The organism is Amycolatopsis sp. QT-25 (assembly GCF_029369745.1).
In the GTDB taxonomy this organism is placed as follows: domain Bacteria; phylum Actinomycetota; class Actinomycetes; order Mycobacteriales; family Pseudonocardiaceae; genus Amycolatopsis.
Window position 1 is genome coordinate 345,458 of record NZ_CP120210.1, and the last position, 24,010, is coordinate 369,467.

The 24,010-nt window shown below is 69.1% G+C and carries 22 protein-coding genes, 1 tRNA gene and 1 pseudogene; 12 read left to right on the forward strand and 12 right to left on the reverse strand.

All coding sequences use genetic code 11. The features are described 5' to 3' along the window. Nucleotides 1–3 precede the first annotated feature (3 nt). Entirely contained in the window at nt 4–543 is a 540-nt protein-coding gene (locus P3102_RS01700; protein ID WP_276365968.1) for a DinB family protein, read from the reverse strand. Nucleotides 544–642: 99 nt separating this feature from the next. Between P3102_RS01700 and P3102_RS01705 the strand changes: the two genes are divergently transcribed. Continuing rightward, nucleotides 643–715 (forward strand) — tRNA-Lys (locus tag P3102_RS01705). A 458-nt stretch (nt 716–1,173) separates the two neighbouring features. On the opposite strand, the gene P3102_RS01710 is transcribed toward P3102_RS01705, so the two are convergent. Then, entirely contained in the window at nt 1,174–1,434 is a 261-nt protein-coding gene (locus P3102_RS01710; protein WP_276365970.1) for a hypothetical protein, read from the reverse strand. Nucleotides 1,435–2,179: 745 nt separating this feature from the next. On the opposite strand from P3102_RS01710, the gene P3102_RS01715 reads away from it, so the two are divergent. The 3 genes and pseudogenes from P3102_RS01715 to P3102_RS01725 form a co-directional block, all read left to right on the forward strand. Further along, complete coding sequence (locus tag P3102_RS01715) at nt 2,180–2,512, forward strand: MerR family transcriptional regulator (RefSeq protein WP_276365972.1); 333 nt, start codon at nt 2,180–2,182, stop codon at nt 2,510–2,512. Nucleotides 2,513–2,665: 153 nt separating this feature from the next. Beyond that, on the forward strand, nt 2,666–2,806 hold the full coding sequence (locus P3102_RS01720) for a hypothetical protein (RefSeq protein WP_276365974.1): 141 nt from the start codon (nt 2,666–2,668) through the stop codon (nt 2,804–2,806). Between the two features lie 5 nt (nt 2,807–2,811). Beyond that, nucleotides 2,812–3,066, forward strand: a pseudogene (locus tag P3102_RS01725) (dihydrofolate reductase); the annotation flags it as partial. Nucleotides 3,067–3,206: 140 nt separating this feature from the next. On the opposite strand, the gene P3102_RS01730 reads toward P3102_RS01725, so the two are convergent. The 3 genes from P3102_RS01730 to P3102_RS01740 form a co-directional block, all read right to left on the reverse strand. Continuing rightward, the gene (locus P3102_RS01730) at nt 3,207–4,040 is read right to left on the reverse strand and encodes a MarR family transcriptional regulator (RefSeq protein WP_276365975.1); all 834 of its coding nucleotides are present in this window, start codon (nt 4,038–4,040) and stop codon (nt 3,207–3,209) included. A 124-nt stretch (nt 4,041–4,164) separates the two neighbouring features. Next, complete coding sequence (locus P3102_RS01735; protein WP_276365977.1) at nt 4,165–4,896, reverse strand: alpha/beta hydrolase; 732 nt, start codon at nt 4,894–4,896, stop codon at nt 4,165–4,167. A 252-nt stretch (nt 4,897–5,148) separates the two neighbouring features. After that, the gene (locus P3102_RS01740; protein WP_276365978.1) at nt 5,149–9,618 is read right to left on the reverse strand and encodes a DUF6531 domain-containing protein; all 4,470 of its coding nucleotides are present in this window, start codon (nt 9,616–9,618) and stop codon (nt 5,149–5,151) included. A 212-nt stretch (nt 9,619–9,830) separates the two neighbouring features. Between P3102_RS01740 and P3102_RS01745 the strand changes: the two genes are divergently transcribed. Further along, nucleotides 9,831–11,351: a nucleobase:cation symporter-2 family protein gene (locus P3102_RS01745; RefSeq protein WP_276365980.1), complete on the forward strand. Its 1,521-nt coding sequence runs from the start codon at nt 9,831–9,833 to the stop codon at nt 11,349–11,351. On the opposite strand, the gene P3102_RS01750 is transcribed toward P3102_RS01745, so the two are convergent. Together P3102_RS01750 and P3102_RS01755 are read right to left on the reverse strand one after the other, a co-directional pair. After that, complete coding sequence (locus P3102_RS01750; RefSeq protein ID WP_276365981.1) at nt 11,318–12,064, reverse strand: MerR family transcriptional regulator; 747 nt, start codon at nt 12,062–12,064, stop codon at nt 11,318–11,320. The two genes, P3102_RS01745 and P3102_RS01750, sit on opposite strands and share 34 nt — an antisense overlap. A gap of 52 nt (nt 12,065–12,116) precedes the next feature. Then, nucleotides 12,117–12,953, reverse strand: a complete 837-nt coding sequence (locus P3102_RS01755; protein ID WP_276365983.1) for an alpha/beta hydrolase — start codon at nt 12,951–12,953, stop codon at nt 12,117–12,119. A gap of 231 nt (nt 12,954–13,184) precedes the next feature. On the opposite strand from P3102_RS01755, the gene P3102_RS01760 reads away from it, so the two are divergent. Both P3102_RS01760 and P3102_RS01765 read left to right on the forward strand, forming a co-directional pair. Beyond that, on the forward strand, nt 13,185–13,388 hold the full coding sequence (locus P3102_RS01760; RefSeq protein ID WP_005149851.1) for a cold-shock protein: 204 nt from the start codon (nt 13,185–13,187) through the stop codon (nt 13,386–13,388). 102 nt (nt 13,389–13,490) lie between these two features. After that, a complete protein-coding gene (locus P3102_RS01765; RefSeq protein WP_276365985.1) occupies nt 13,491–14,135 on the forward strand; it encodes a GNAT family N-acetyltransferase in 645 nt (214 codons plus the stop codon). Here P3102_RS01765 and P3102_RS01770 read toward each other — a convergent pair. Both P3102_RS01770 and P3102_RS01775 read right to left on the reverse strand, forming a co-directional pair. After that, complete coding sequence (locus P3102_RS01770; protein ID WP_276365987.1) at nt 14,125–14,775, reverse strand: response regulator transcription factor; 651 nt, start codon at nt 14,773–14,775, stop codon at nt 14,125–14,127. The two genes, P3102_RS01765 and P3102_RS01770, sit on opposite strands and share 11 nt — an antisense overlap. Then, nucleotides 14,772–16,001, reverse strand: a complete 1,230-nt coding sequence (locus tag P3102_RS01775) for a sensor histidine kinase (protein ID WP_276365989.1) — start codon at nt 15,999–16,001, stop codon at nt 14,772–14,774. Before P3102_RS01775 ends, P3102_RS01770 begins: the two co-directional genes overlap by 4 nt. Before the next feature lie 139 nt (nt 16,002–16,140). Between P3102_RS01775 and P3102_RS01780 the strand changes: the two genes are divergently transcribed. Next, nucleotides 16,141–17,229 (forward strand): alpha/beta hydrolase, encoded by a 1,089-nt coding sequence (locus tag P3102_RS01780; protein WP_276365990.1) that lies wholly within the window; start codon nt 16,141–16,143, stop codon nt 17,227–17,229. On the opposite strand, the gene P3102_RS01785 is transcribed toward P3102_RS01780, so the two are convergent. Beyond that, on the reverse strand, nt 17,226–18,191 hold the full coding sequence (locus P3102_RS01785) for an SDR family NAD(P)-dependent oxidoreductase (protein WP_276365992.1): 966 nt from the start codon (nt 18,189–18,191) through the stop codon (nt 17,226–17,228). The genes P3102_RS01780 and P3102_RS01785 overlap by 4 nt on opposite strands. Before the next feature lie 75 nt (nt 18,192–18,266). Here P3102_RS01785 and P3102_RS01790 point away from each other — a divergent pair, with 75 nt between their 5' ends. Together P3102_RS01790 and P3102_RS01795 are read left to right on the forward strand one after the other, a co-directional pair. Then, nucleotides 18,267–18,677, forward strand: a complete 411-nt coding sequence (locus P3102_RS01790) for a MerR family transcriptional regulator (protein WP_276365993.1) — start codon at nt 18,267–18,269, stop codon at nt 18,675–18,677. A gap of 105 nt (nt 18,678–18,782) precedes the next feature. Beyond that, nucleotides 18,783–19,769, forward strand: a complete 987-nt coding sequence (locus tag P3102_RS01795) for an MCE family protein (protein ID WP_276365995.1) — start codon at nt 18,783–18,785, stop codon at nt 19,767–19,769. Nucleotides 19,770–20,003: 234 nt separating this feature from the next. On the opposite strand, the gene P3102_RS01800 is transcribed toward P3102_RS01795, so the two are convergent. Further along, complete coding sequence (locus P3102_RS01800; protein ID WP_276365996.1) at nt 20,004–20,426, reverse strand: hypothetical protein; 423 nt, start codon at nt 20,424–20,426, stop codon at nt 20,004–20,006. After that, nucleotides 20,419–20,784 carry a hypothetical protein gene (locus tag P3102_RS01805; protein ID WP_276365998.1) on the reverse strand — a complete coding sequence of 122 codons (366 nt, stop codon included), beginning with the start codon at nt 20,782–20,784 and terminating at the stop codon, nt 20,419–20,421. Before P3102_RS01805 ends, P3102_RS01800 begins: the two co-directional genes overlap by 8 nt. 425 nt (nt 20,785–21,209) lie before the next feature. Between P3102_RS01805 and lanKC the strand changes: the two genes are divergently transcribed. Further along, the gene (lanKC, locus tag P3102_RS01810) at nt 21,210–23,753 is read left to right on the forward strand and encodes a class III lanthionine synthetase LanKC (protein ID WP_276365999.1); all 2,544 of its coding nucleotides are present in this window, start codon (nt 21,210–21,212) and stop codon (nt 23,751–23,753) included. Nucleotides 23,754–23,793: 40 nt separating this feature from the next. After that, nucleotides 23,794–23,937, forward strand: coding sequence for a SapB/AmfS family lanthipeptide (locus P3102_RS01815; RefSeq protein ID WP_091598068.1), 144 nt, complete (start codon nt 23,794–23,796; stop codon nt 23,935–23,937). Nucleotides 23,938–24,010: the final 73 nt, after the last annotated feature.

Here is a 24,010-nt window from a genome sequence, read left to right on the forward strand (position 1 = left end):
GTCTCAGTGGCCCGTCCTCCCGTCGATGCGCTCGCGCAGCAGGTCGGCGTGCCCGGCGTGGCGCGCGTACTCGGCGATGTGACGGGTCAGCAGCCACCGCAGCGAGAACGGCTCCCCGTCACGGCGGCTCTTGCCCGTGTCTTCGAGCGAAGCGGCCGCCACGATCTCCCGCGACCGCGCACACTCCTCCCGCCAGGCCACCCACGCGGCCTCGACGTCACCACCCGTGTCCTCGAAGTCCTGCTCGGGCCACTCGTCGGAGTAATAGAGCATCGGGACGTCCTCACCCGCGAACTGGAGACGGAACCACCAGCGCTCGGTGCCCGTGAGATGCCTGAGCAGCCCGTGCAGCGACAACCCCGACGGCTCGATCGGCCGCAGGGCCAGCTGCTCCGGCGTCAGCCCCTGGCACTTCAGCTCGAACGTGCGACGCTGCCAGTCGAGCGTGGACGTCAGGATCTCGCGTTCACTCGCCACCCGCGGAGGCTCCGGCCGCTCGCCCTCCCACGTGGCCGCGTAGTTCTCGTCAGGGATCGTGTCCATGCCCCCGACCCTGGCAGAGACCCCCGACAATTCCGTGGCGCTCCGGCGGCGGCCCCGGCATCCTGGTGGTCGGCGGCGGTCTACTAGACTCGGCCGCACGGGCCGTTAGCTCAATTGGTAGAGCTGCGGACTTTTAATCCGTAGGTTCTGGGTTCGAGCCCCAGGCGGCCCACTCTTTCGCCTGGTCCACGCTCAGTGGGCCACCCCTTGGTGGCACGCAACCGGCGAGATCCTCGCTCCGCCCTCGCCGGGCAGGAGCCGTCCGGCGGTGTTTCCCCGCACCAGCAGCGTGACCGCCGGGAAGACCGTGTTCGCCTTCAACAGGTTAAAGAACTGCGTTCACCAGGTCGCTCCCAACGCCGTATATGAGCGTAACTCCTCGCTCGGCGAAGACGAGACGTGGAAAGCGCCGCAGCAACGCGGGGCGCAGCCCCACCCGCGCCAGTGGCACTCCGGCAGAACGGTGTGCGCTATGCCCGAAGGCGACATGGCCTGGGTGATGTCGAAGGTCTCGGAATCGTCGAGCAGGGCGGGGTCGCGGTCGGCGGCCGGGGTCGAGCAGAGCACAGTGCCCGTCGATCTCCACGTGCGCGATCCGGAAAGCTGGCAAGTGTGGAGCGGAGATCGCCGTCATGCGCCGAGGCGGGTGTAGATCCGGCTGGCCAGGGTGGCGGCCAACTGGTTCAGGGCACTCCAAGGTTCATCGAGCGCGAACCGGCCGAGTAGTTCCGCCGCCGCATAGGCCTCGGCCGCGGAGAGCAGGGGCGCGCGCCCGTCCTGGAGCCCCTGCTCCACCAGTCTTGACAGCGCTTCGGCGTACTCCTCCAGGTCACGCACCACGGTCAGGCCGTACCGCTCGTCGAGCGAATCCCCGGCGAGGTCGTCACTCATGGTCGTCTCCCCTGCTGCCTTCACCCGTCCGACGCGCCTCAGAAAATCTATGCTGGCTGGGGTAGACATTCAACGCCGGGTGTGTGTAATGTACTCCTCGTACCGAGAAAGACAACGTCAAGCAGGCGCGGGAGATGACGTAACTACCCGCGAGGTGAGACAAGCCGGTCAGGCGGTACGGGGCCGATCAAGGAACAGGTTCCGAACGGTGACCGGGAGCAGGATCTCAGGGCCGTGTTGTGAAGAAGGTTCGACCAGGTAGTGCCGGCCCTGGAAGGAAAGTGCAGGACACGGTCGGAGCTAGTGCGTCCGTGAAGAAAACGCAGTTGTAGTCAGTGATGCAGTTGCAGGACCGGTCAGGTGGCCGGGGCCGATCAGTGAACGGGGCTCCGGGCAGTGACCAGCGGCGTCAGCGTGCTGGGACCGATCAGTGAAAGGGTTCCGGCCGTGTCGCTCGCAGCAGGTGAAGTAGCAGTACCCAGCAAGGTGAAAACACAGGATAGAAGGGAACGGCGACATCATTGGATCGCCCGCAGCGGCAGGGTAGCGCCGCGCGGGTGCCGTAGTTCCATCGAGTACGGAGGTGGTTCTCGGTCACGAATCAGCGATCCCCGCGGAATCCGGTTGTTCCCCGGACGCGGGTGCAGAAGGCCGGCGGTCACGTCGGCAGACAATGGTGAGACCCAACCCTGAGGACCCCGGGTGCCGTTCCGGCACCCGGGGTCCTTTGTGATGTGGAGGTGGAATGATCCCTGACCAAGAAGGACCGGCCACGCCCAACGGGGCCGACAGATTCGACGACGAGCACTACCCCGCCTACACGATGGGCCGTGCCGCCGACATGCTCGGCGCCACTCAAGGCTTTCTTCGCAGCCTCGACGAGGCGGGCCTGATCACCCCGCAGCGTTCCGCCGGCGGCCACCGGCGCTACTCCCGGCACCAGCTCCGGCTGGCGGCGCGGGTGCGGGAACTGGTCGATCAGGGCACCGCCGTCGATGCCGCCTGCCGCATCGTCACCCTCGAGGATCAACTTCACGAAGCCCATCGCGTGAACGCCGAACTCCGCGCCGAAAACTGAAATCCGCTGTGAACGCCCTTGTCCCAACAGGACGAGGGCGTTCGAGTGCGGATGTCGGGACGGACGGCCCGACCCCGACCCCCTCTTGAAAGCGCCGGACAGCGGCGCCCAAGGAGCGAAGGAGGCCTCGCGACGAGCAAGGTGGTGCTCGACGTGTCGATGTCGCTGGACGGATTCACCGCCGAACCGAACGTGCGGGCCGACGAGCCGACGAGCCCACGTGCGACGGCGGCGAACGACTGCACGAAGGGATGGCCGGTGCGGGGCCCGACGCCCGCGTTCGTGACGAAGTGAACGCGATGGCCGGGGCGACCGTCCTCGGAAGGCGCACCTGCGATCTCGGCCTGCGGCCGTGGGGTGGAACGCCGTGGCCCGGCGTCCCGAGTTTCGTGGTCACCCACCGGAGCGGGAAAGACCTGCGCGGTGACAACGGCGGCACGTTCGCCTTCGACGGGCCGGAGGCCGTGGTCCGGCGCGCCAAGGACGCCGCGGGGGACAAGGACGTACCCGTACTCGGCGCAGACGTCGCCGGGCAACTGCTCGCCCTGGGCCTGCTCGACGAGGTCCACCTCCACCTCGCCCCCCTGGTGCTGGGACAGGAGACCGCCGTGTTCGCCGGGTACCTGGGTGAACTGATCCCGCAGGGAAACCCGTCACCGGAACCGCTGCCCACCCGCGCTGTCGCGTCGGGCGGCTACCAGGGGAACACCGCCCGGAGGGCCGCCGAGACCGGTCCGAGGTCGGCGTCGAGGCGGTCGAGTTCGCTGGGGCTCAAGGCGTTGTACGGCGCTTCCGCGAGCCTGTCGGTCAGCGCTTCGACCCTTTCCTTGGTGGCCCGGCCGTCGGCGGTCAGCCAGCCGTCGGTCCCGATCAGACCGCGGTCTCGCATGCCGTCGACGACCTCGGTGAGCTGTGCGGCGGGGAGGTGGCCGACCCGGCCGAACTCCTTCGCGGGCATGTCGACGGACAGGGCGTGCAGCACGTGGGCTTCGGTCCCGCCGATGCCTTCGGCCAGCAAAGCGACGGTGTGGCCGTCACCGCGGTGCTCGCGCAGCAAGGTGGCCGCGTGCCACAGCCGGGCCACCGGTTCCTGCGGCGCCGCGACCGTGCGGAGGGCGGCGTAGAGGGCGCGTCCTTCGATCGGTGCGCTGGTCGCGGCCTTCATCAGGAGGTCGCCGGCGCGCGTGACACCCGCGTCGGCGGCGAGGTCGCCGAGGATTCGCCGCAGTCCGGCGACGCATCCTCGCTCGCGAGCGGCCAGCGCCTCCTCGGGTGTGGTCAGGTCCCAGACGCGCGGGAGGTGGCGCGCCACCTCGCCGGGGGCGAAGTTGTAGAAGAGCGCGTGGATCACGTCGGCCGGAACCGAGCGGCCGAACGGCGCGGCGCGGCCCGCGAAGTAGGCGTCCCACTGGTTGCGCAGGCCCAGCGCCATCAGTGCCTCGTCCGACTCGTCGGCGAAGTAGGGCACCAGGCCGATGGGTTCGATCAGGTCGTACATGCGCCGGGCGACGGGTTCCGGGTGCGACATCTCATCCCCTGTGGTCGTGGCGGCCTCCTCGTGGTGGCCGCTCACTTCCTCCACGAACGGGTCGTCCGGAATTCGACATCGCACCGCGGCGGTATCGCCGATACCGCCGCGGCACGGTCGCGCCCTACTTCAGGTGCCGGGCGAAGAACCGGCCCGCCGCCTCCGCTTCGTACCGGGGGATGCCGGTGTGCCCGCCCATGTTGGCGTGCAACGTCTTCTCCTTGGAGCCGAAGGCGTCGAACAGGTCAAGGGCGTGCTGCCGGTCGTTTCCTTCGTCGTCCCACTGCAGCATGACGTGCAGTGGGATGGTCACCCGCCGCGCCTCTTCGACCATGTCGCGAGGCACGTAACTTCCGGCGAACAGCACGGCGGCCGAGATCCGCGGTTCGACGACCGCCAGCCTGGTGCCGATGGCGATCACCCCGCCCGAATAGCCGACCGGGCCGCCGATTCCGGGCAGCGCGAGAAGGGCGTCCAGGGTGGCGCGCCATTCCGGGACCGCCTGTTCGACCAGGGGGAGGACGAGCCGATCGACGATGTCGTCGGAGACCGGCCCGCCGGCTTCCAGTGCCCGCCGCAGGTCGGCGCGGGCCTCGTCGACGGAGACGAGAGGGGGCCGGTCACCGGCTCCGGGAAGCTCGATGGTGGCCGCGGCGTAACCCTCCGCCGCGCAGCTTCGCGCCCGGCCCAGGAGCCGCGGGTACATCCTGTCCAGGCCGCCGGGGTGGCCGTTCAGGATCAAGGGGACCGGGGTGGACACGGGCTCGGGCGTCCACAGGACACCGGGGACCTCGCCGAGGGTGAATTCGCGTTCGAGGACGCCGTCGTCGAGGAGTTTTTCGGAAGTGAAGTGCATGGTCGTGCCTTTCGGGAGTGCGCAGGAACGGCGCTCCCGGACGACCTATCGCCCGACCGTGACCCCGGAGGAGAGCACCCATGTCGAAATGTTCACGGGTACCACCTCCTCGTTCGCTCGCACGGCCTCCGGCAAGATAGCAGCGGCCGGGCCCGGCCGCCAACGGGTTTGGACAGGATCACCGCGTCCGTCGGGATCTCGCCGTCCACCGGCACCGGGTCGGCGCGGTCGCCGACGGCGGCGCCGGATGTTTCACTGGGTGTGCCGGTACGGGCGGGTGTGCCCGGTTTCCGCGTTGTGCTTGGTGATGTGGTCGATCCCCATCTTTTCGAGCCTCGGGTACTCGGTCACCTTGAACACGTTGTCCTCGCGACGGTGCGGGTAGATGTCGTGTCCCTTGCCCGGCCAGCTCGGGAAGACCACGTGCGTGTCCTTGTTGGAGTTCTTCGCGAAGGTGTCGGAGACGTAGTCCCACTTCTCCTGGACGAGCGGCTTCCTCGGGTCCTTGGGGTCGTTGATCCACCCCGGCATCTTGACGTTGTTGTCCTTGAGGGTGCCTTCGAGGGTGTTGCCGCCGTTCTGCTTCGCGATCTTGGTGGCCTTCTCCTCGACCGAACCGAGGTACTCGTCCTCTTCCCCGCGTTTGCGCTTCTTGTGGCCGCCGGACCAGAAGAAGTGCTTGTCGGCCTTCAGGATCTCGTCGAGTTTCGGCTTGAACCGGTCGAACTCCTCCTTCGTCATCTTGTCGACGTTGATGGGAGGTTTCCTCGGGCTCCTTCGCAGCGGCGGCGGCTGCCCGCCGGCGCCGACGGGCTGGGGCCGCTGCTGTTTGCCCGGCCCGGTCTTGCCGCAGGAACCGGCCAGGCCGAGCGGGTCGCCGATGAGCAGCGGCTGCTCGACATAGCCGACGGGGTTGGCCGCGGCGGCGAGTCCGAGCGGGTCCTGGCTGAGGTAACGCGAGGTTCGCGGGTCGTAGTACCGGAAAACGTTGTAGTGCAGCCCCGTTTCCTCGTCGCGGTGCTGGCCGGGGAACGCCAGCGGCATCGCCGCGGTGTCGGCGTCGGGCAAGGGCACGCCCCAGAAACTGCTGCGGTCCTGCCAGACCAGCGCGCCGTGCTCGTCGAGCAACTCGGTCGGGGTTCCCGCGGGCGAGGTGAGCACGGCACGGAAGACGGCGTCTTCGAGGGCGCCGGTGCGCTCGACCTGGACGACGGGACGATCGTCGTCGAAGCGCTCCCAGGTGAGGAGCCGGTAGGACTCGTCGGCGGGGTCGTAATCCATGCGCTCGACGACGTTCATCCCGCTCCACAGGAACCGGACGTCGAAGGTGAGTTCGGCTTCCCCGTCCGGACCGAGCAGCCAGCGGCGTTTGGCGAACCGCCGCCCGAGCGGGTCGTAATGGTAGGTCCAGAACGCGCCGTCGGGCGTGCGCGCGGAACGCAGCCGGTCCAGGTGGTCCCATTCGTAGGCGCACGACCCGTCGGCGGTGACCCTGCCCCGCTCGTCACCGCTGTAGTGGGTCTCGTCGATGGCGAGGTTGCCCGCCGCGTCGTGGGTGAACCGTTCGACGCCGGCGGGTCCGCACGCCTCGCTGACCCGGCCCGCGGGGTCGAAGGAGAGCCGCCAGGGCCGGATCGCGTCGTCGACGGCGGCGAGCCTGCCGTCCGGGCGGTAGCGGTAGACGCGCCGCCCGACACCCGCGACGTCCTCTTCGGCGAGCCGGTCTTCCGCATCGAATCGGCGCCGGAGCACCACGGTGCCGTCGACGCTGCGCGTGATCTCCCGTCCGGCGGCGTCGTAGGCGAAGCCGACCTCGTGGCCGGCGATCCGCAGGGAACTCGGCAATCCCGCTTCGGTGAAGCGCCACTCACTGTCCACACCGGACGACGTGCGGCGGATCAGCGTTTCACCGTCGTGACTCAGGCACACGCCGAGCCCGTTGATCGTGTCGACGACGACCTCGTCACCGTCGTGGACGAGTTCGATCCGCGACTCGGCGTTCTCGGCGACGGTCATCCTGCCGAGGGCGTCGTATGCGTACCGCGTGACGTCGTCCGGAGTTCGCCGAGCGACGATGTTGCCCTGGAGGTCGTAGTCGTACTCGGTCGCGTCACCCGTGCCGTTGGTCATGCGGAGCAGTTGACCGGCCGCGTCGTAGGTGTAGCCGATCCGGCGGCCGTCGTAGTCGACCTCCTCGACGAGCCTGCCCGCGGCGTCGCGGACGTACCGCCAGGTGCGGCCGTTCGGGTTGGTCACCGAGGTGAGCCGCAGCTCGCCGTCGTAGGTGTACAGCGTGCGCGCGCCCGCGGTGTCGGTCTCCTCCATGACGAGACCGAACGGGCCGTACCCGCGGCGCCGCGCGGCACCCGCCGCGTCACGGTGCTCGACGACGTGGCCTTCCGCGTCGTGCACCCACGTCTCGCGACCGCCATGCGGGCCGAGCCGCCAGGCGCGGCGGCCGTCGGCCGTCCAGCCGAGCTTCGCTTCGCCGCCGGAAGCCGTGTACGCGAGCCGCGGGCGGCCGAACAGGTCGCGATCTCCGGGGCGGTCGGTCACGGGTTCGTCGTCGAGCGGATTCGGCGCGTCCGGGATGTGCACCGGCAGCCCGGTGCCCGCCAGGGTGGTGGCCGGATCGAAAACGGGGACCACCCGCTCGATCTCACCCGCCGACAGCCGGACCTCGCCGTCGGCGGCGGGCGTCAGCCGGACCGTGGACCCCGCGGGACGGTGGACGGCCACCAGTTCGCCGCCGTCGCCGTACTCGAAGCCGGTCTCGCGGCCGAGTTCGTCCACTTGGGACAGCAGTTCGTCGCGCCGGTTCCAGGTGTAGCGCCGGGAGTTGCCCAGCGGGTCGACGCGTTCGATCAGCTGCTTGGCGTCATTGAGGCGATACGTCCACGTGTGGCCGAGGGCGTCGGTGTGCCGGGTCGCGCCGGGCTCGTAGGCGAACGTCGCGTTGTAGTAACCGTTCGCCCCCACGGCGCGGACGCAGCGGCCGGAATCGTCGTAGACGTAGCGGTACCAAGTGCCCGTGCGGTCACGCCAGCCGACGAGGCGGTGGCCGAAGTCGTAGTCGAGTGCCATCGGGCGACCGGCGTAGTCGGTGACCGTGCTCAGCTGGCCGAGCCGGTTGTACGAGAAACTCACCAGCGGCGGCTGCCCCGGGGCCCCGAGCGCGACGATCCGCCCCCTCATCGTGCTGATCGCGAGTTCGACGCCGTCGTCACGGCGGATGCCCGCAGGCGTGCCATCGGCCGCGTAGCCGAACTCCGTACGGCTTCCGTTCTGTTCGATGGCCCTGAGCGGCAGGACGCCGCGGTCGCCGGCGAAGAGCAGCTCGCGATCGCCGATCGACAGCCGGTAGCCGTCCGGAGCGCGGCGCAGCCGGTGGCGCGGACCCTGCCGCGGCAGAACGGGCTCGTGGGCCGGGACGGGGTAGTCCAGCACCATCCCGTCTTCGGCGTGGAACCGGATCCGGCCGCCCGCGAAGACCAGCCGCTGGTCCATTGTGGACGTCCAAGATGGACCAAACCATCGGCCGGCGCCATAGGACGACAGGTGCGTGCGGGAGAGCTCCAGATTCCCCGCGGCACCGGGCAGGGTCACGTCGACCTGGGTCATGACGACCTCGCCGGTCGCGACGTCGACCGGGTCACCGCAGTAGCTCTTGGCATCCGACGGCGTCGACCGGTCGCCGTTGCCGTCCTTCTTGGTGGAGGCGTCGTCGCCACCCCGGTCGCGAGTGCCGCCGTTGCCGGTGCCGCTGGTGTTCGTCTGGTCGTTGTCGCTCTTGGTGTTGCCGCTCTTGTCGTTGGGGTTGGTGTCACCGCCCTTGTCGCGGCCGCCGCCACCACCGTTGCCGTCGGCACCGGAACTGGTGGTGCTCTCGTCTTCCTTGTCCTTCTTGGAGTCGATCCCGCGGTCGTTCCCGCCCTGGGTCTTGGGCGGCGGCGGGGCGTCCACCTTGCCGCTTGAGAGCTTGCGCAAAGCTTTGGCGGCGTCGTCGAAGAGCGTGTCGGCCTTCTTGAGCAGCGGCATCAGGCCCTTGAGCGCCTTGACGAGTTTGGTGGTGAGGTCGGCGATCTTCGCGGCGGTCTTGGCGACCGCGGTCACGACCTGCGGTACCACCCAGGTCAGGCCGATGCCGAGGGTGAACAGCACCTGAAGCGCCCAGCTGACGAGGTGGCCGACGAGTTCGGCGATGATGTCGCGGACGAGCGTGCGGACGGCGGCGACGACCTCGCCCGCGGTCTTGACCCCGCTCGAGGCGCCTTCGCAGCCCTTCTGGGCGGCGGTGAGCACGGTGACCGTGTCCTGGGACCGTTCCCGGTAACGGTCGGCGGCGTCGCCGGCCCACGTCTGCAGGTCCGCCTCGACCAGGTCGGACAGATCCGTGCCGATGGCGCCGAGTTCCTTGGCGATGTTGGACCACGTCTCGGCCTGCGCCTTGATCTGGTCCGCGTCGCCGGTCAAGGCGTCGAGCGCGTCGGAGAGCGGGCCGACGTGTTCGAGCAGCCAGCCCACTCCCGCGGCGAGGATCGAACCGAACGGGTCCATGGCCATCGACAGCGCGTCGAGGGCCGTCCCGACGGCGCCCATCGCGACCGCGGCCCAGTCGCCCTTCTCGATGCCCTCTTTGAGGTCGATCGCCGATTCCAGCAGCGGGACACCGGAGTGACCCTTGGTGGCGTCCTGACGCTCAGCGACCAGCGGATTCGCCATGTGTGCCGTCTTCCTGCCTCGGGATCTTCACCGACTGGGCAAGCACTTTCTATCATCGGTGCACCGTGGCGCCCCGGTGCGGAAAGGATCTTCGTCCGCTCGCCGGGAGAACGACCCCTACGGGCAGGGTCTTGCAAGTTCTGCGATGTGGAAGTTAACCTCCGCAGATTGAAACTGCCCCGCATCGCTCGCTTCGACGGAGAGGCGGATCCATGGTGAAGAGGACGCAGGCCGAAGCGGCGGCCGGCGGCAGGGCCGAGGACGAACGGCTCGGGATCGGCAAGAGTTTCACTTACGGCATCCAGCACGTCCTGACGATGTACGGCGGGATCATCGCGCCGCCCCTGATCATCGGTGGCGCCGCGGGGGTTTCGCCGGCCGAGATCGGGCTGCTCGTCGCGTCGTGCCTGTTCATCGGTGGCTTGGCGACGATCCTGCAGTCGTTCGGCGTGCCCTTCTTCGGTTCCCGGCTGCCGTTGGTCCAGGGCACTTCCTTCGCGGGCGTGGCGACCATGACCGCGATCGTGGCCGACGGCGGGCTGCCCGCCGTGTTCGGCTCCGTGATCGCGTCCGCGGTGCTCGGTCTGCTCGTCACGCCGGTGTTCTCCCGGCTGGTGAAGTACTTCCCGCCGGTCGTCACCGGAACGGTGATCACCGTGATCGGGCTCAGCCTGATGCCGGTCGCGGCCCAATGGGCGATGGGCAACAACACCAAGGCGCCGGAGTTCGGGTCGGTCTCCAACATCGGGCTGGCCGCGATGACGCTGGCGATCGTGCTGCTGCTCAGCAAGGTCGCCGTCCCGGCCATCTCCCGGCTCTCGATCCTCCTGTCGATCGTGGTGGGCACCGTGCTGGCCGCCGTGCTGGGCAAGGCCGATTTCTCCCGGGTCTGGGACGGCCCGATCTTCGCGGTGCCGACCCCGTTCGGCTTCGGCGCGCCGACCTTCGACGTCGCTGCCATCGTGTCGATGTTCATCGTCGTGCTCGTGACCCTCACCGAGACCACGGCCGACATGCTCGCGGTGGGGGAGATCGTCGGCACGCGGGTCGGCAAACGCCGGATCGGCGACGGGCTGCGCGCCGACATGGCGTCCTCGGCGATCGCGCCGGTCTTCAACGGCTTCATGCAGAGCGCGTTCGCCCAGAACGTCGGCCTCGTCGCGATCACCGGGGTGCGGAGCCGGTTCGTGGTGACCGCGGGCGGGGTGATCCTGCTGGTCCTCGGCATGCTCCCGGTGCTCGGCAGGGTGGTCGCCGCGATCCCGTACCCGGTGCTGGGCGGTGCCGGCCTCGTGCTGTTCGGCACCGTCGCGGCATCCGGGATCAAGACCCTGTCCAAAGTGGACTACAACGGGAACATGAACCTGGTGATCGTCGCGGCCTCCGTGGGACTGGGCATGGTCCCGATCGCGGCGCCGGAGTTCTACCACCACTTCCCGGCGTGGGTCGGCACGATCTTCCACTCGGGGATCAGCTCCGCCGCGCTCATGGCCGTCGCGCTGAACTTGCTGTTCAACCACCTGAAGCCGGGCAAGGGCCGCGATCCGTCGGTGTTCGCGACGGCGACCAGGGTGATCGACTACGCCGACCTCAAGGCCCTCTCGCGGCTCCAGGACGGCGACCGGATCGTCGACGGCAGGATCGTGGACGCCGGCGGCCATCCGGTCCCGGCGCGGGACGCGGACGGCAAGCCCGTGCCCTACCGGATCGGCCCCGAACCGGAAGAGCACTGACGCGACCGGGCACGATGGGCGAGTTCGCCGACGATGCGCCGCCACGCCGGTGACGACTCGGAGATCCGGGAAACCACCAGCTCGCGGTGTCCCGGCCGCCCGCCGTCCCGTTCGTGCTCGATCGCCCAGGCGTCCAGGTCGTCGATGAGCCGGTCGAGCCGGGGATCGCGCGGATCCCAGCCGATGGCCTGATCGCAGGCGAGGTAGACACGCAGCGTCTCGGGATCGTCGAAGGCGGCGTTCTTGTCGCGCAGCCGTTCCGGCATCGCACGCGGCTCCAGCGCCTGCATCAGGATCCACGCGTCCCGTTCGAGCAGCACCCGCTGTTCGCTGACGCCGAGGCCGCGCATCCGCTCCAGGAGGGCGACCACGCCGGGAGGCAGGACGAGCCGTTCACCGCCGGTCAGTTCGGCGATCCGATGGCGGTTTTCGGTGAGCCGGTCGATCTGGCGCCGCAGCTCGGCGTCGATGTCGGAGATGGCGGCGGCGAACTCGGCAGGCTCCGCGTGCAGCAGTGCGTCGATGCGGGACAACGGGACGCCCGCGTCCGCGAGGGTCTTGATCCGGATGAGGTCCACCGCCGCCTGCGCGCTGTAGCGGCGGTAACCGGAGGCGTCGCGTTCGGGCTCGGGCAGCAGGCCGATGTGGTGGTAGTGACGAACGGCACGCACGGTCACGCCGGCGGTCGCCGCGAGCCTGCCGATCGTGAGCACCCGTCCTCCTGTCCGTGGACCTCCGGCTCACCACGCTACGGGGCGCTTCCCCTCAACGGGACCAAGCGACGACGTCGCGGATCGCCTGGACCACGGCGTCGGGGCGGTCGAAGCAGAGCCGGTGGTGGAGCGTGTCGAAGATCACCCGCTGTTCCCCGCGCGAGAACCCGCTCACCCGCGCGGCGTCCATCTTCGTCTTGGCCTCATCGATCCGCGTCGGGTCGATGCCGACGACGGTGAGCGCGATCGCCGGGACGTCGGGAAGGTCCGGTCCGCCCCGCAGTTCTTCGGCGAGCGCGACCAAGCCGGTCCGTTCCGCGGCGCCGGCACGGAGCCATTCGTCGCTCATCTTGGCCTCGATCAGCGGCGGGCCCACCTCCTCCGGATAGCCCGCGCACAGCTCGGCGTGCATCGCGCGAAGGGCCTGGCGGTCCGGCTCGGGCCTCGGCCGCTCGGCCTCGGCCAGACTCGCCGCGGGCGGCATGAAGTCGTCCCAGCCGGGGTGAAGGGCGTCCAAGAAGACCAGTCCGGCCACCTCTCGCGGGTACAGCTGCGCGAACCGATGCGCGTAGAGGCCGCCGAGAGAGTGCGCCGCCAGCACATACGGGGCGGCGATGCCCTGGGCGAGGAGGAGTTCCCGCAGCTCGCCGGCGACCGCGGTGGCGCCGCGGGGCAACGGGAGGGCGTCGCTGTAGCCCGTGCCCCCGCGGTCGTACAGCACGGCGGTGGTGAACCGCGCGACCTCTTGCTGGACACCGAAGTAGTCCAGGCCGACCGCGCTCGCCCCCGGCAAGAACACGACGGCGGGCCCGCCGTCACCCGATCGGTGCACGAAAAGGCGGCGGCCGTCGATCTCCTGGAACTCTCCGAGTGGGGGTCTGTTCGTCATGCGGCAAGGGTCCGACCCTGACGCAGGGTCAAGGTCAACCCCGAAGCGGGACGAAGACGTCGAAACCGGCGATCCGGACTCCCGGCCGACCCGCCGAGGGTGGCGCTGACCTGGCAATCTGTACGAATTTGGGATGGCGACGTGTGCTACGCGGCAAGACCTGCAACAATGGACGGCGAGATCGGGGCATCGAATGGGCTCAGACTCGCTATGAAGAGCAGGTATAAAAGTATGGCTCAGGGCAGCGTTAAGTGGTTCAACGGCGAAAAGGGCTTCGGCTTCATCGCTCAGGACGACGGCGGACCGGACGTGTTCGTGCACTACTCGGAGATCCAGGGCAGCGGTTTCAAGTCCCTGGACGAAGGGCAGCGCGTCGAGTTCGAGATCGGTCAAGGTCAGAAGGGCCCGCAGGCCCAGCGCGTCGTCGCCATCTGACTTTCTTCACGCCGAAGGCCTCCATCCGTACCGGGTGGGGGCCTTCGGGCGTTTCGGGTACCGATATCGTCGAAGCATGCTTGTGATCGTTCGTGAGCAGTCGTGCGGTCGGACGCGGTGAGCCGCACCGCCCTGGAACCCGCGCAGGTCGGGCGGAAGGTGCGGTTGCGCGAGGTCGGTCTCCGCGATCGCCGGGTCCTGATGGGGTTCGACCGAGACATGGCCCGCGAGGCGACGCCGCTGATCGGCGGCGGACACCGGCACTGGGCTTCGCATCGCTCGGGGTCCTCCGGCGACGACATCCACTTCGGCATCGAGACGGTGCGCGGCCGGATGCTGGTCGGGTCGGTCTGCACCATCGGCGCCGACCCGGTGACCGGCCGGTTCGGCTACGGCATCGGGATCGCCCCTCGGCACCAGCGCTGCGGCTACGCCACCGACGCCATCACCGTCCTCCTGGCGCATATGTTCGGCCAGCGCGGCTTCGGCAAATGCGAGGTCACCGTGTACGGCGGCAACCTCGCGTCGCTTTCGCTGCACGGCGGGCTCGGCTTCCGCGAGGAGGGCAGGCTGCGCGACACCGAGGTGGTGCGCGGGGAGATCAAGTACCTCGTGCGGATGGGCATCACGGCCGAGGAGTTCGCCGCTCGCCCTTCGGACGACCTGCGTGACCTCGGCAGGCGCGGCCAGCACCGGCGGCCCCGGCGCGGCAAGCACTGGCGCACCCCCGCCGCGGTCAGCGGCTGATCATCCCGGACTCGTAGGCGAAGACGACGGCCTGGACGCGGTCGCGAAGGCCGAGTTTCGTCAGGATCCGGCCGACGTGGGTCTTCACCGTCCCCGGCGAGAGGTACAGCAGGCCGGCGATCTCGGCGTTGGACAGGCCCCGCGCCAGTTGCTGGAGCACCTCGTGTTCGCGCCCGGTGAGCAGCGCGAGCCTGCCGTCCGGTGCCGACGTGGGCAGACCGCCGGTGACGACGCGGTCGAGCAGCCGCCGGGTGACGGTGGGCGCGAGGGTGGCCTCCCCGGCGGCGACCACGCGGACGCCGGCGAGGAGATCCGGCGCCAGCGAGTCCTTGAGCAGGAATCCGCTCGCCCCCGCCTGGAGTGCGGCGTAGACGTATTCGTCCAGGTCGAAGGTGGTCAGCACCAGCACACGGGCTCGATGAGCCTTGGCGATCGCGGCGGTGGCCTCGACGCCGTCCATTTCGGGCATCCGGATGTCCATGAGCACGACGTCGGGATCGAGCTCCGCCACCAGCGTGACGGCCTCCGCACCGTCACCCGCTTCGCCGATGACGTCGATGTCGTCCGCGTTGTCCAGGATCATCCGCAGACCGGTGCGCACGAGCGCCTGGTCGTCGGCGATGACCACCCGGATCGTCATGACGGCAGGGACGCGCGGACGGCGAAGCCGCGGTCCGGCCGGGGTCCCGCGTCGAAGGTGCCGCCCAGTACGTTCACTCGCTCCCGCATCCCTTCGAGGCCGTGCCCGGTGCCGGACGGCGCTTCCGCCGCGATGCCGTCGTCGGTCACCTCGATCTCCAGTGTTCCGGGCCCGTACCGCAGCACGATAGTCACCGACGCGTCCGGACCGGCGTGTTTCAGCACGTTCGTCAGCGACTCCTGCACGATCCGGTAGGCCGCCAAGTCCACTGTGGACGACAGTGGCCGGGGCTCCCCTTCGACGCGGAACTCGACCGGTGTGCCCGCCGACCGGATGTCGGCGGCCAGCCGCGGCAGGCGCTCGGCCCCGGGCCGGGGTGCCCACTCCGGTTCGTCCTGGCCGAGCGCGCCGAGCAGCCGCCGGATCTCGCTCAACGCCGTCCGCCCGGTGTCGACGATGGCGTCCAGCGCCTCCCGTGATCGCTCGGGCCGCCGCTCCAGTTCCGCTTGGGCGCCCTGCGCCTGCAGGACCACCACGGAAAGCGCGTGCGCGACGACGTCGTGCAGTTCGCGGCTGATCCGGCCGCGTTCGGCCGCCACGGCCAGTGCGGCCTGGGTGTCGCGCTCGCGTTCGAGATCGGTGGCCCGCTGTTCCAGCACCGCGAGGCGGATCCGGCGCTGCCGCGTGTTCAGCCCGGCCAGCCACGCCACGCCGAGTGACAGGCCGATAGCCGGAAAACCGCCCCAATCCTGCACTCGATCGTCTTCGGCGGCGGCGGTGTCGGAGTAGTCGGCGGTGACCGGCGCCAGCGGATCGATGACGATGATCCGCGGTGACAGCGGAACCGGCGCCCGCGTGTTCGCTGTGTTCGTTTCGGAGGCATGGAACGCCCAGGCCCCGGCCGCGAGCAGGCCCACCGCCAGCAACGCGACGGAACGCCGTCGCGACCCCCAGGCCGCGACGGAGAAGAGGCCGATCAACCCCACGACGTCGACGGGCCGGAGATCGTTTCCCATCGCCAGGTGCAGGAGCGAGACCGTGGCCCCGGCCGCGAAGGTGATCGTGGGATTCCGATGGCGAACGAGCAAAGAAGCCAGGGCCACCAAGGAGGTCAGCCACCACTCGAAGCCCTCCGGGTCGTCGGCTGAGACCACAGTGGACAGTCCGACGAGGAGGGTCAGAACGCGGTCGACGGCTCTCGGACGACTCCTGAGAAAGGCCAGCACCAGTCGAGCGTAATCCTGGAACGGGCGGCGCGGATCCCTCTGACGGCAGACCCCGGGATACGACTTGCGACAGACGCGCGAACACGTCGCCGGGCTCCAGGCTGGGTGCGGGAAAAACCTCGACAGAAACGGAATCCTCATGAGAAGGCTTCTCGTCGCACTGCTCGCCTTCGCCGGAATGGCGGCCACGGCGAGCCCCGCCGCGGCGGCCCCGCGGCTGACGTTGCCACCGCCGACCGGCTCGCATCCCCTCGGCTCCACCGATCTGCACCTCGTCGACACCTCACGCAAGGACCCCTGGGTGCCGTCCGGTCCGCGCGAGCTGATGGTGTCGATGTTCTACCCGGCGTTGCTGCCGATCGGCCCGAAGCGGCCGTACCTCACCTTCGCCGAGGCCAAGGTTTTCCTGGCCGCATCGGGCCTGCCCGACATCGACCCCGCACTGCTCTCCGGACTCCGGACCAGCGCCCGGGTCGACGCCCCGGCCCGGCCCGGAAAGCGCGCGCTCGCCGTCCTGTCGCCAGGGTTCGGCAAACCGCGTACGACGCTCACCGGGCTCGCGGAAGAGCTGGCGAGCAAGGGGTTCGTCGTCGCACTGATCGGTCACAACCACGAGTCCCACGGCACCGCCTTCCCGGACGGGCGCGTCATCGAATGCGCCGCGTGCGGCTCCGACTCGAAACTGCTGCCGCCGATCCGCTCCGCGGACGTCTCGTTCGTCCTCGACACGCTGACCAGGCCCTCGTCTTCCTGGTCCCGGCTGATCGACCGCACCCGCATCGGCATGGCGGGGCATTCCATCGGCGGATACAGCACACCGACCGCGATGGTCGCCGACCAGCGCATCCGGGCGGGCGCGGACCTGGACGGCAGGCTGTGGTCGCCGATCCCCGCAGCCGGCATCGACCGGCCGTTCCTGCTGCTCGGCCGGGAGAGCGAGTACACCCCGGCCGGTCCGGACACGACGTGGGCGGGCAGCTGGCCGAACCTCACCGGCTGGAAGCGCTGGATCAGTGTCGCGACGGCGGAGCACGCGTCCTTCACCGACGTCGGCGTACTCGGTGAGCAGCTGGGCCTTGCCTGGCCCGGTCTGCTCGGTGGCGAGCGCGGCATGGAGCTGACCAGGGCGTACGTCTCCGCGTTCTTCGACAGGAACCTGCGCGGTGGACATCAGCCGCTGCTCGACGGGCCGGTGCCGGGCAATCCGGAGATCAGGTTCTGGAACTAGGCACGGGAGGCGCCGGTGAGGTTTTCGGAGAGCTCCCAGAGCCGCGCGGCCTCACCGGCATCGACCGCATACGGGCGCACACCCGTCCATTCGCCCTCTTCGACGGCGACTTCGGCGATGTCGGCGATGTCACAGTCTTCGCAGTAGAGGCCGCCCATCCCGTCGAGCAGCGGCGACGTCGCCGCCCAGACCTGGGTGGCCGCGCCCTGCTCCGGCGACTTGAAGCTCGGGTCGGCCTGGTCGCCGTGCTCGTCGATCCACCCGCGCTCGACCATTTCCTCTCGCCGCATATGCCGCTGCAGGGGAGTGAGGATGGCGCCCGGATGCAGGCTGAACGCGCGGATCCCGTGTGCGGCGCCGAGCGCGTCCAGCCGCACCGCGAACAACACGTTCGCCGTCTTGGCCTGGCCATAGGCGAGCCATCGGTCGTAGCCGCGCTCGAACTGGACGTCGTCCCAGCGCATCGCCGAGGAGTGGTGACCGGCGGAGGACACCGTGACGACGCGCGCCCCATCTGCCGCTTTCAACGCGGGCCACAGACGGCTCACCAGGGCGTGGTGGCCGAGGTGGCAGATCGCGAAATGCGACTCCCAGCCGGGGCCGACCCGCCGTTCCGGCGCGGCCATGATCCCGGCATTCGCGATCAGCAGATCGACCTGGCGTCCGGTGCGGAGGAATTCGCGGGCGAAGGCCTCGACGCTGGTCAGGTCGGCGAGGTCGAGCTCGCCGACCTCGGTGCCGGGAATCCCGGCGAGCGCGGCCCCGGCGTCGGCCGGACGGCGGGCGGGGACGACCACATGCGCCCCGGCGTTCGCCAGGGCACGCGTGGTTTCCAGGCCCAGCCCCGAATAGCCGCCGGTGACGACGGCGACCTTGCCCGAAAGGTCGATCCCGCTCAGTACTTCCCGGGCGGTGCTGCGCGCGCCGAAGCCGGACCCGATCTTGTGCTGTGAGTCGTTCATGCGGCGGACGCTAAGAGCTAGAGGGCACTCTAGGTCAACCGCCGTCGAACGCTGTCAACCGTTATCGTCGGTGAGATGACGGAACTCGCGATCGGTGAGGTCACCGCCCGGACCGGACTCAGCGTGCACGCGCTTCGCTTCTACGAGAAGGAAGGATTGCTCGTGGCGCCGGTGCGACGGGACGCGAACGACCGCCGTGTGTACACCGAACACGACGTGGAATGGCTGCTGAACTGCACGAAATTCCGGGCGTCCGGAATGCCGCTCGCCACCATTCGCGAATTCGCCGCTCTCGTCCGGCAGGGGCCGGGAAACGAGGAAAAGCGACTGGAGCTGCTCCGGGACCACCAGAACTCCGTCCGCGACCGGATCGCCGAGCTGGCCGATTGCCTGGACCTGATCAGCCGGAAGGTCGAGAGCTACGAGGAGCATGTCGCGCGGGGGACGGCGAACGAGCTCTGGGGTCAGCCGTCACGATCCACCTGAGTCCATAATGGACAGACATTGCCACCCGATCGGTGCAACGTTTCGCCTGGCGACGGGCAGGAGTGGCCCCTAGGCTTTGCCGCTCGTGACCTGCGAGGTGAGGCGATGAGGTCCTTCGGCGCGGTGGATCCGGTCAAGACGGCGCTCGCCGGTCTCACCACGATGGCCCTCGGGATGGTGGCGGCGCTGAACGCCGACGCGCTGCCGGTGCTCGGTGGCGGCGTCACCTATTCCGCCGAGTTCTCCGACGCGGGCGGGCTGCGCGTGGACAACGACGTCCGGATCGCCGGGGTGAAGGTCGGCAAAGTGGCCGAGGTCGACCTCGCGGGCGATCGCGTGCTCGTCTCCTTCCGGGTCAGGGACGCCTGGGTCGGCGACGCCACGAGCGCGTCCATCCAGATCAAGAACGTCTTGGGACAGAAGTATTTGGCGCTCGACCCGCGCGGCGAAGCGATCCTCGATCCCGGCGAACCGATCCCGCTGCGCCGGACCACCGCGCCCTACGACGTCCTTGAAGCGTTTCGGGATCTGTCGAAAACCGTCGACGCCGTCGACGTCGATCAGCTCGCGAAAAGCTTCGACATGTTGTCGGCGACGTTCGCCGATACTCCGGCCGACGTGCGTGCCGCGCTCGACGGGATTTCCCGGCTGTCCGGCACCATCGCCTCACGCGACCGGCAACTCCGGACGCTGGTCGCGAACACGCGGCAGGTCTCGCGGACCCTCGTCGACCGCGACGCCGAGGTCCAGCGGCTGATTCAGGACGGCAACGCGCTGCTGCGCGCCATCTCCACCCGGCAGCAGGCGATCAAGGACCTGCTCGACGGGGCGAAACGGCTCGCGACCGCGCTCGACGGCATCATCGCCGACAACGACGGGCAACTCGGGCCCGTGCTCGAACAACTCGACCGGCTGACCTCGATGCTGCAACGCAACCAGGATGCCCTGGCCAAGGGGATCGCCGCGTTCGCGCCGGCGATCCGGGTGCTGACCAACGCCGCGGGCAACGGGCGCTGGATCGACGGCTACCTGTGCGGGCTGGTCCTGCCCAGCTTCGGCCCGCTCGACGAAAACGGCTGTTTCGACAAGTGAGGTTCGAGGGCCAAGTCGTGACTCGCGTGACCAGAGGCGCAACTCGCGTTCGGCGTCGATCACGCGAGATACGCTCCCCATCACGCGAGATACGCCCTCGATCACGCGAGACACGCCCTCGATCACGCGAGATACGCTCCCCATCACGCGAGTTCGGTGCCACGGCACCCAGGTCTTCGCGCGGCCGTACTCACCACGTCCGGTGTCGAGGCATCGCTCACGAGCCCAGGCCGGTCAGGGCTTCGTCCGCCGCAACCAGAACAACCCGATCACCGGCAGTACCAGCGGGATGAAGAGGTAACCCTGCCCGTACACCGACCACACGGTGGCGTGCGGGAAGGCTTCGCGGTCGAAGAGACTGAACGTGCCGACGGTCAGTACGCCGAGCAGTTCGACGCCGCAGGCGACCAGCGCGATCCGCCACCAGCGCGCGCCGCGGCGGGCCAGTGCCACGGTGGCCAAGAGGTAGACGACGGCCGCGAACGCGGAGAGCGTGTAGGCCAGCGGTGCCTCGGGGAATTTGGTGCCGATCTGCACGGCGGCGCGTGAGGTCGCCGCCAGTGCGAAGATCGCGTACACGGCGACCAGGATCCGTCCCGGTCCGGAGGCCTTGTCCGCTGCGGTGTCCACCGTCTTCTCCTCGGTTTCTTCAGGCACTGGCACCCGCCCACACCTCGTGCAGCCGGAGCACCATCACCGGGATGGCGAGGCAGGCGATGCCGAGGATCGCGGTGCTCGACCGGGTGCGCTCGGCCAGCGCCCAGAAGGTGCCGAGCGGGAGCACGACCAGGCAGCCGATCAGATAGGCGAGGTAGGTGGCCATGCTGCCGGGGCGGCCGCCGCCGATCAGCAGGACGATCCCGATGACGAGCTGCGCCACCAAGAGGAGTTCGACCACGGCGAGGCCGGCGAGCAGTGCGTTGTCCGGAAGCTTCTTGCGCGCGGACTGCACGAAACTCCAGATCGCGACCAGGATCGCGCAAATCGCGACGGTCACCGCGAAACCTGTGCTCACACGCGCCTCCTCACCCGCTCCACCGGCCACAACGTACCCGTGGGCCGATCTCCGCCGACGGGCGACCGGTGGCGTTCGTGGCGGGCGCCACGAGAGGCGACAATGGTCCAGGCGGGGGTGAATTGATCACAAAGCGCGTTCATACGGTGTTCGGTCACTTTGGCCGGGCATTATTGCGATCGGCGCTTCGACCAGGGACTACGGCGCCGATCCCTTCCTGTTACACACCGACCGGGTGGTTGAAATCGGACTTGATCTCACCCTGGGTACCCCTACCATTCGGTAGGTTTCGAATTCACGTCCCTGAACAGCCCAGCCGAACCCCCGATATGGCGGATTGGCCGTTCGCAATCCGGCGGGTGGAATATTCTCCATCGCGATGGTGCACATGGCCCATCCGATTGGTGCCAAGGAGGGGGCGCTCGATGGACGTCCGGTACGAAGCGTATTGCTTCGCCGATCCTCTGTTCTTCGATGAGCAGCGGGAAAACGGGGACGCCGCCGACGATTTCGCCTCCCTGTTGCCCGCTCCCGCCACGGGCTGGCGCACCGGAGTGCGCGGAGTGTGGCGGCTTTTGCACCCTGTTGCTCGAAACCTTCCTTCGCAGGGCTGGAAAATCCATGTTTCCGCAGGTTTGGGCAACGCCGAGCGCGTGCTCACGAAGGTGCACGAACATTGCGTCGAGCGCGAGGTGTCCTACAAGCATCTGCGTTCGCGGAGCACGTTGCTGGCAAGGAATTCGAAATACGCTCCGCGTGACGGAAGCGGTAAGTTACTCACTCTTTATCCAGCTGACAACATCGAGCTCGAGCGTGTTCTCGCCGAGTTGTCCGCGAAGCTCGACGGGGAGCCAGGGGCCTACATTCTCAGTGATCTTCGGTATGGTGCCGGCCCGCTCTACGTGCGCTACGGCGGATTCGCCGAGCAATGGGTCGAACTCGACGGCAAGCGGGTCCTCGCGGTGCGCAAACCGGACGGCACGCTGGTCCCGGACAAGCGCGAACCGACCTTCTCCGTCCCCGACTGGGTCACGATTCCGGAGTTCCTCGCCCCGCACCTCGCGGCTCGCAAGAGCGGCGGCGCGGACGAGTTCCCCTATCAGGTGAAAAGCTCGCTGCACTTCTCCAACGGCGGTGGCGTGTACCTCGCCGACCGGAAGGCCGACGACGAGCGGGTGGTCCTCAAGGAGGCCAGGCCGTTCGCCGGCCTCGACCGCGACGAGGTCGACGCCGTCGAACGCCTCCGCCGCGAGCACGAGGTGCTGGACCGGTTGAAGGGCATCGACGGCATCCCCACCGCCTTCGACCGCTTCACCGTCTGGGAGCACCACTTCCTGGCGATGGAGTACATGCCCGGCGTCTCGCTCGGCAGCTGGCTCGCCCGCAACTACCCGCTCACCCGGCGCGACACCACCGAGGCCGACATCGCCGCGTACACCGAACGCGCGCTGGCGCTGGTCCGGCGGGTGGAGGCGATGGTCGGGGAGGTGCACGGCCGCGGCATCGTCTTCGGTGACCTGCACTCGCTGAACATCCTGGTCGACGGGGACGACGACTCGGTTTCGCTGATCGACTTCGAGATGGCGTCCGACGTGGAGACCGGTGTGCGGCCCGCCCTCGGCGCCCCCGGTTTCCGCGCCCCGCGGGACCGGAACGGGTTCGAGGTCGACGAGTACGCGCTCGCCGTCCTGAAGCTGTGGATCTTCTTGCCGCTCACGACGCTCCTCGAGCTCGCCCCGGCGAAGCTGCGCGGGCTCGCCGACTTCGTCCAACAGCGCTTCGACGTGCCGGAGGGCTACGCCGACTCGATCGTCGCCGAACTCGCGCCCCGGAACGTCCCGCCGCTGCCGAGCGCGACCGAGCTCGACCAGGACAAGCCGGACTGGACGCTGGTCCGCAAGCAGATCGTCGAGGCGATCCTCGCCAGCGCGACCCCCGAGCGCACCGACCGGCTCTTCCCTGGCGACATCGAACAGTTCCGCGTCGGCGGAGCATGCTTCGGTTACGGTGCGGCCGGTGTCCTCCATGCCCTGAAAACGGTCGGCGGCGAGCGTCACCAGGAGCACGAACGCTGGCTGCTGGACTCGATCCGCCGCGAACCGCCGGGACGGCCGGGGTTCTACGACGGCTCCTACGGCATCGCGTACGTCCTCGAAGAGTTCGGCTACCGGGACGAGGCGACCAAGCTGCTGTCGGCGTCGGCGACGCTGGTCGCGCAGACCACCGACCACGGTCTGGAAGGCGGCCTGTCCGGGATCGGGCTCACCCAGCTGCACTTCGCGGTGTCCCGCAAGGACAACGAGTTCGGCAGGCAGGCGCTCGCCACCGCCGTCCGGCTCGCCGAAGCGCTCGAAACCGCCGACCCGCCGGGCGACTTCGCCAGGGCAGGGTTGCTCAACGGCTGGTCCGGTCCGGCACTGCTGTTCGTCCGGTTGTTCGAGCGCACTCACGAACAGGGCTGGCTGTCCTTCGCCGACCAGGCGCTCGAGCGGGACATCGAGGAGTGCGGGGAGTCCGACGACGGCTCACTGCAGGTCCGCGACGGCGAGACCAGGACGTTGCCCTACGCGGGTGTCGGCAGCGCGGGGATCCTGATGGTCGCCGAAGAGCTGGCGAAACACCGCCCCGACGCGAAGGCGTTGAAGAGCCTTCCCGGCCTGCGTGAAGCATGCCGCGGCGAGTTCGTCATCCATCCCGGTCTGCTGTTCGGCCGGGGTGGGCTGATGACCGCGCTGGCCATGGGCGCCGACCCGGACCAGTGGGTCCGCGACGCCATCGACCTGCATCTTTCCCGGCTGGCCTGGTACGCGGTGCCGTACAAGGGTGGCCTGGCGTTCCCCGGCAACCAGCTGCTGCGGCTGTCGATGGACGTCGTCACCGGTGGCGCGGGCGTTCTGCTCGCCCTCGCCGCCACCCTGAACGGAAAGGCCGCGCTGCCTTTCCTGTCCCCCCGAACTGCCGGTCGGTGACGATCGGCGGAAGTGGAAAATCAACGAAAGGGAACAGATCATGGAACTGGTTCTCGACCTGCAGGCCCTGGAAACCCCCGAGGTGCTCGAGGGTGGCGGCGGTGGCAGCCACGGCGGCGCGAGCAACCTCAGCCTGCTGGCCTCCTGCGCCAACAGCACGGTCAGCCTGCTGACCTGCCACTGAGCGCTGACTGATCACTGAGGGTGCGGGAGCGGCACAGGCCAAGTGCGCCGCTCCCGCGCCTTCATTTTGCCTT

Bases quoted from the DNA above. Each gene is read 5' to 3' on its own strand.
- P3102_RS01715 (WP_276365972.1), top strand. From the start codon at position 2,180: ATGATCCCTGACCAAGAAGGACCGGCCACGCCCAACGGGGCCGACAGA.
- P3102_RS01740 (WP_276365978.1), bottom strand. From the start codon at position 9,618: ATGGCGAATCCGCTGGTCGCTGAGCGTCAGGACGCCACCAAGGGTCAC.
- P3102_RS01760 (WP_005149851.1), top strand. From the start codon at position 13,185: ATGGCTCAGGGCAGCGTTAAGTGGTTCAACGGCGAAAAGGGCTTCGGC.
- P3102_RS01735 (WP_276365977.1), bottom strand. From the start codon at position 4,896: ATGCACTTCACTTCCGAAAAACTCCTCGACGACGGCGTCCTCGAACGC.
- P3102_RS01770 (WP_276365987.1), bottom strand. From the start codon at position 14,775: ATGACGATCCGGGTGGTCATCGCCGACGACCAGGCGCTCGTGCGCACC.
- P3102_RS01780 (WP_276365990.1), top strand. From the start codon at position 16,141: ATGAGAAGGCTTCTCGTCGCACTGCTCGCCTTCGCCGGAATGGCGGCC.
- P3102_RS01745 (WP_276365980.1), top strand. From the start codon at position 9,831: ATGGTGAAGAGGACGCAGGCCGAAGCGGCGGCCGGCGGCAGGGCCGAG.
- P3102_RS01815 (WP_091598068.1), top strand. From the start codon at position 23,794: ATGGAACTGGTTCTCGACCTGCAGGCCCTGGAAACCCCCGAGGTGCTC.
- P3102_RS01700 (WP_276365968.1), bottom strand. From the start codon at position 543: ATGGACACGATCCCTGACGAGAACTACGCGGCCACGTGGGAGGGCGAG.
- P3102_RS01790 (WP_276365993.1), top strand. From the start codon at position 18,267: ATGACGGAACTCGCGATCGGTGAGGTCACCGCCCGGACCGGACTCAGC.
- lanKC (WP_276365999.1), top strand. From the start codon at position 21,210: ATGGACGTCCGGTACGAAGCGTATTGCTTCGCCGATCCTCTGTTCTTC.
- P3102_RS01795 (WP_276365995.1), top strand. From the start codon at position 18,783: ATGAGGTCCTTCGGCGCGGTGGATCCGGTCAAGACGGCGCTCGCCGGT.
- P3102_RS01755 (WP_276365983.1), bottom strand. From the start codon at position 12,953: ATGACGAACAGACCCCCACTCGGAGAGTTCCAGGAGATCGACGGCCGC.
- P3102_RS01785 (WP_276365992.1), bottom strand. From the start codon at position 18,191: ATGAACGACTCACAGCACAAGATCGGGTCCGGCTTCGGCGCGCGCAGC.
- P3102_RS01730 (WP_276365975.1), bottom strand. From the start codon at position 4,040: ATGTCGCACCCGGAACCCGTCGCCCGGCGCATGTACGACCTGATCGAA.
- P3102_RS01710 (WP_276365970.1), bottom strand. From the start codon at position 1,434: ATGAGTGACGACCTCGCCGGGGATTCGCTCGACGAGCGGTACGGCCTG.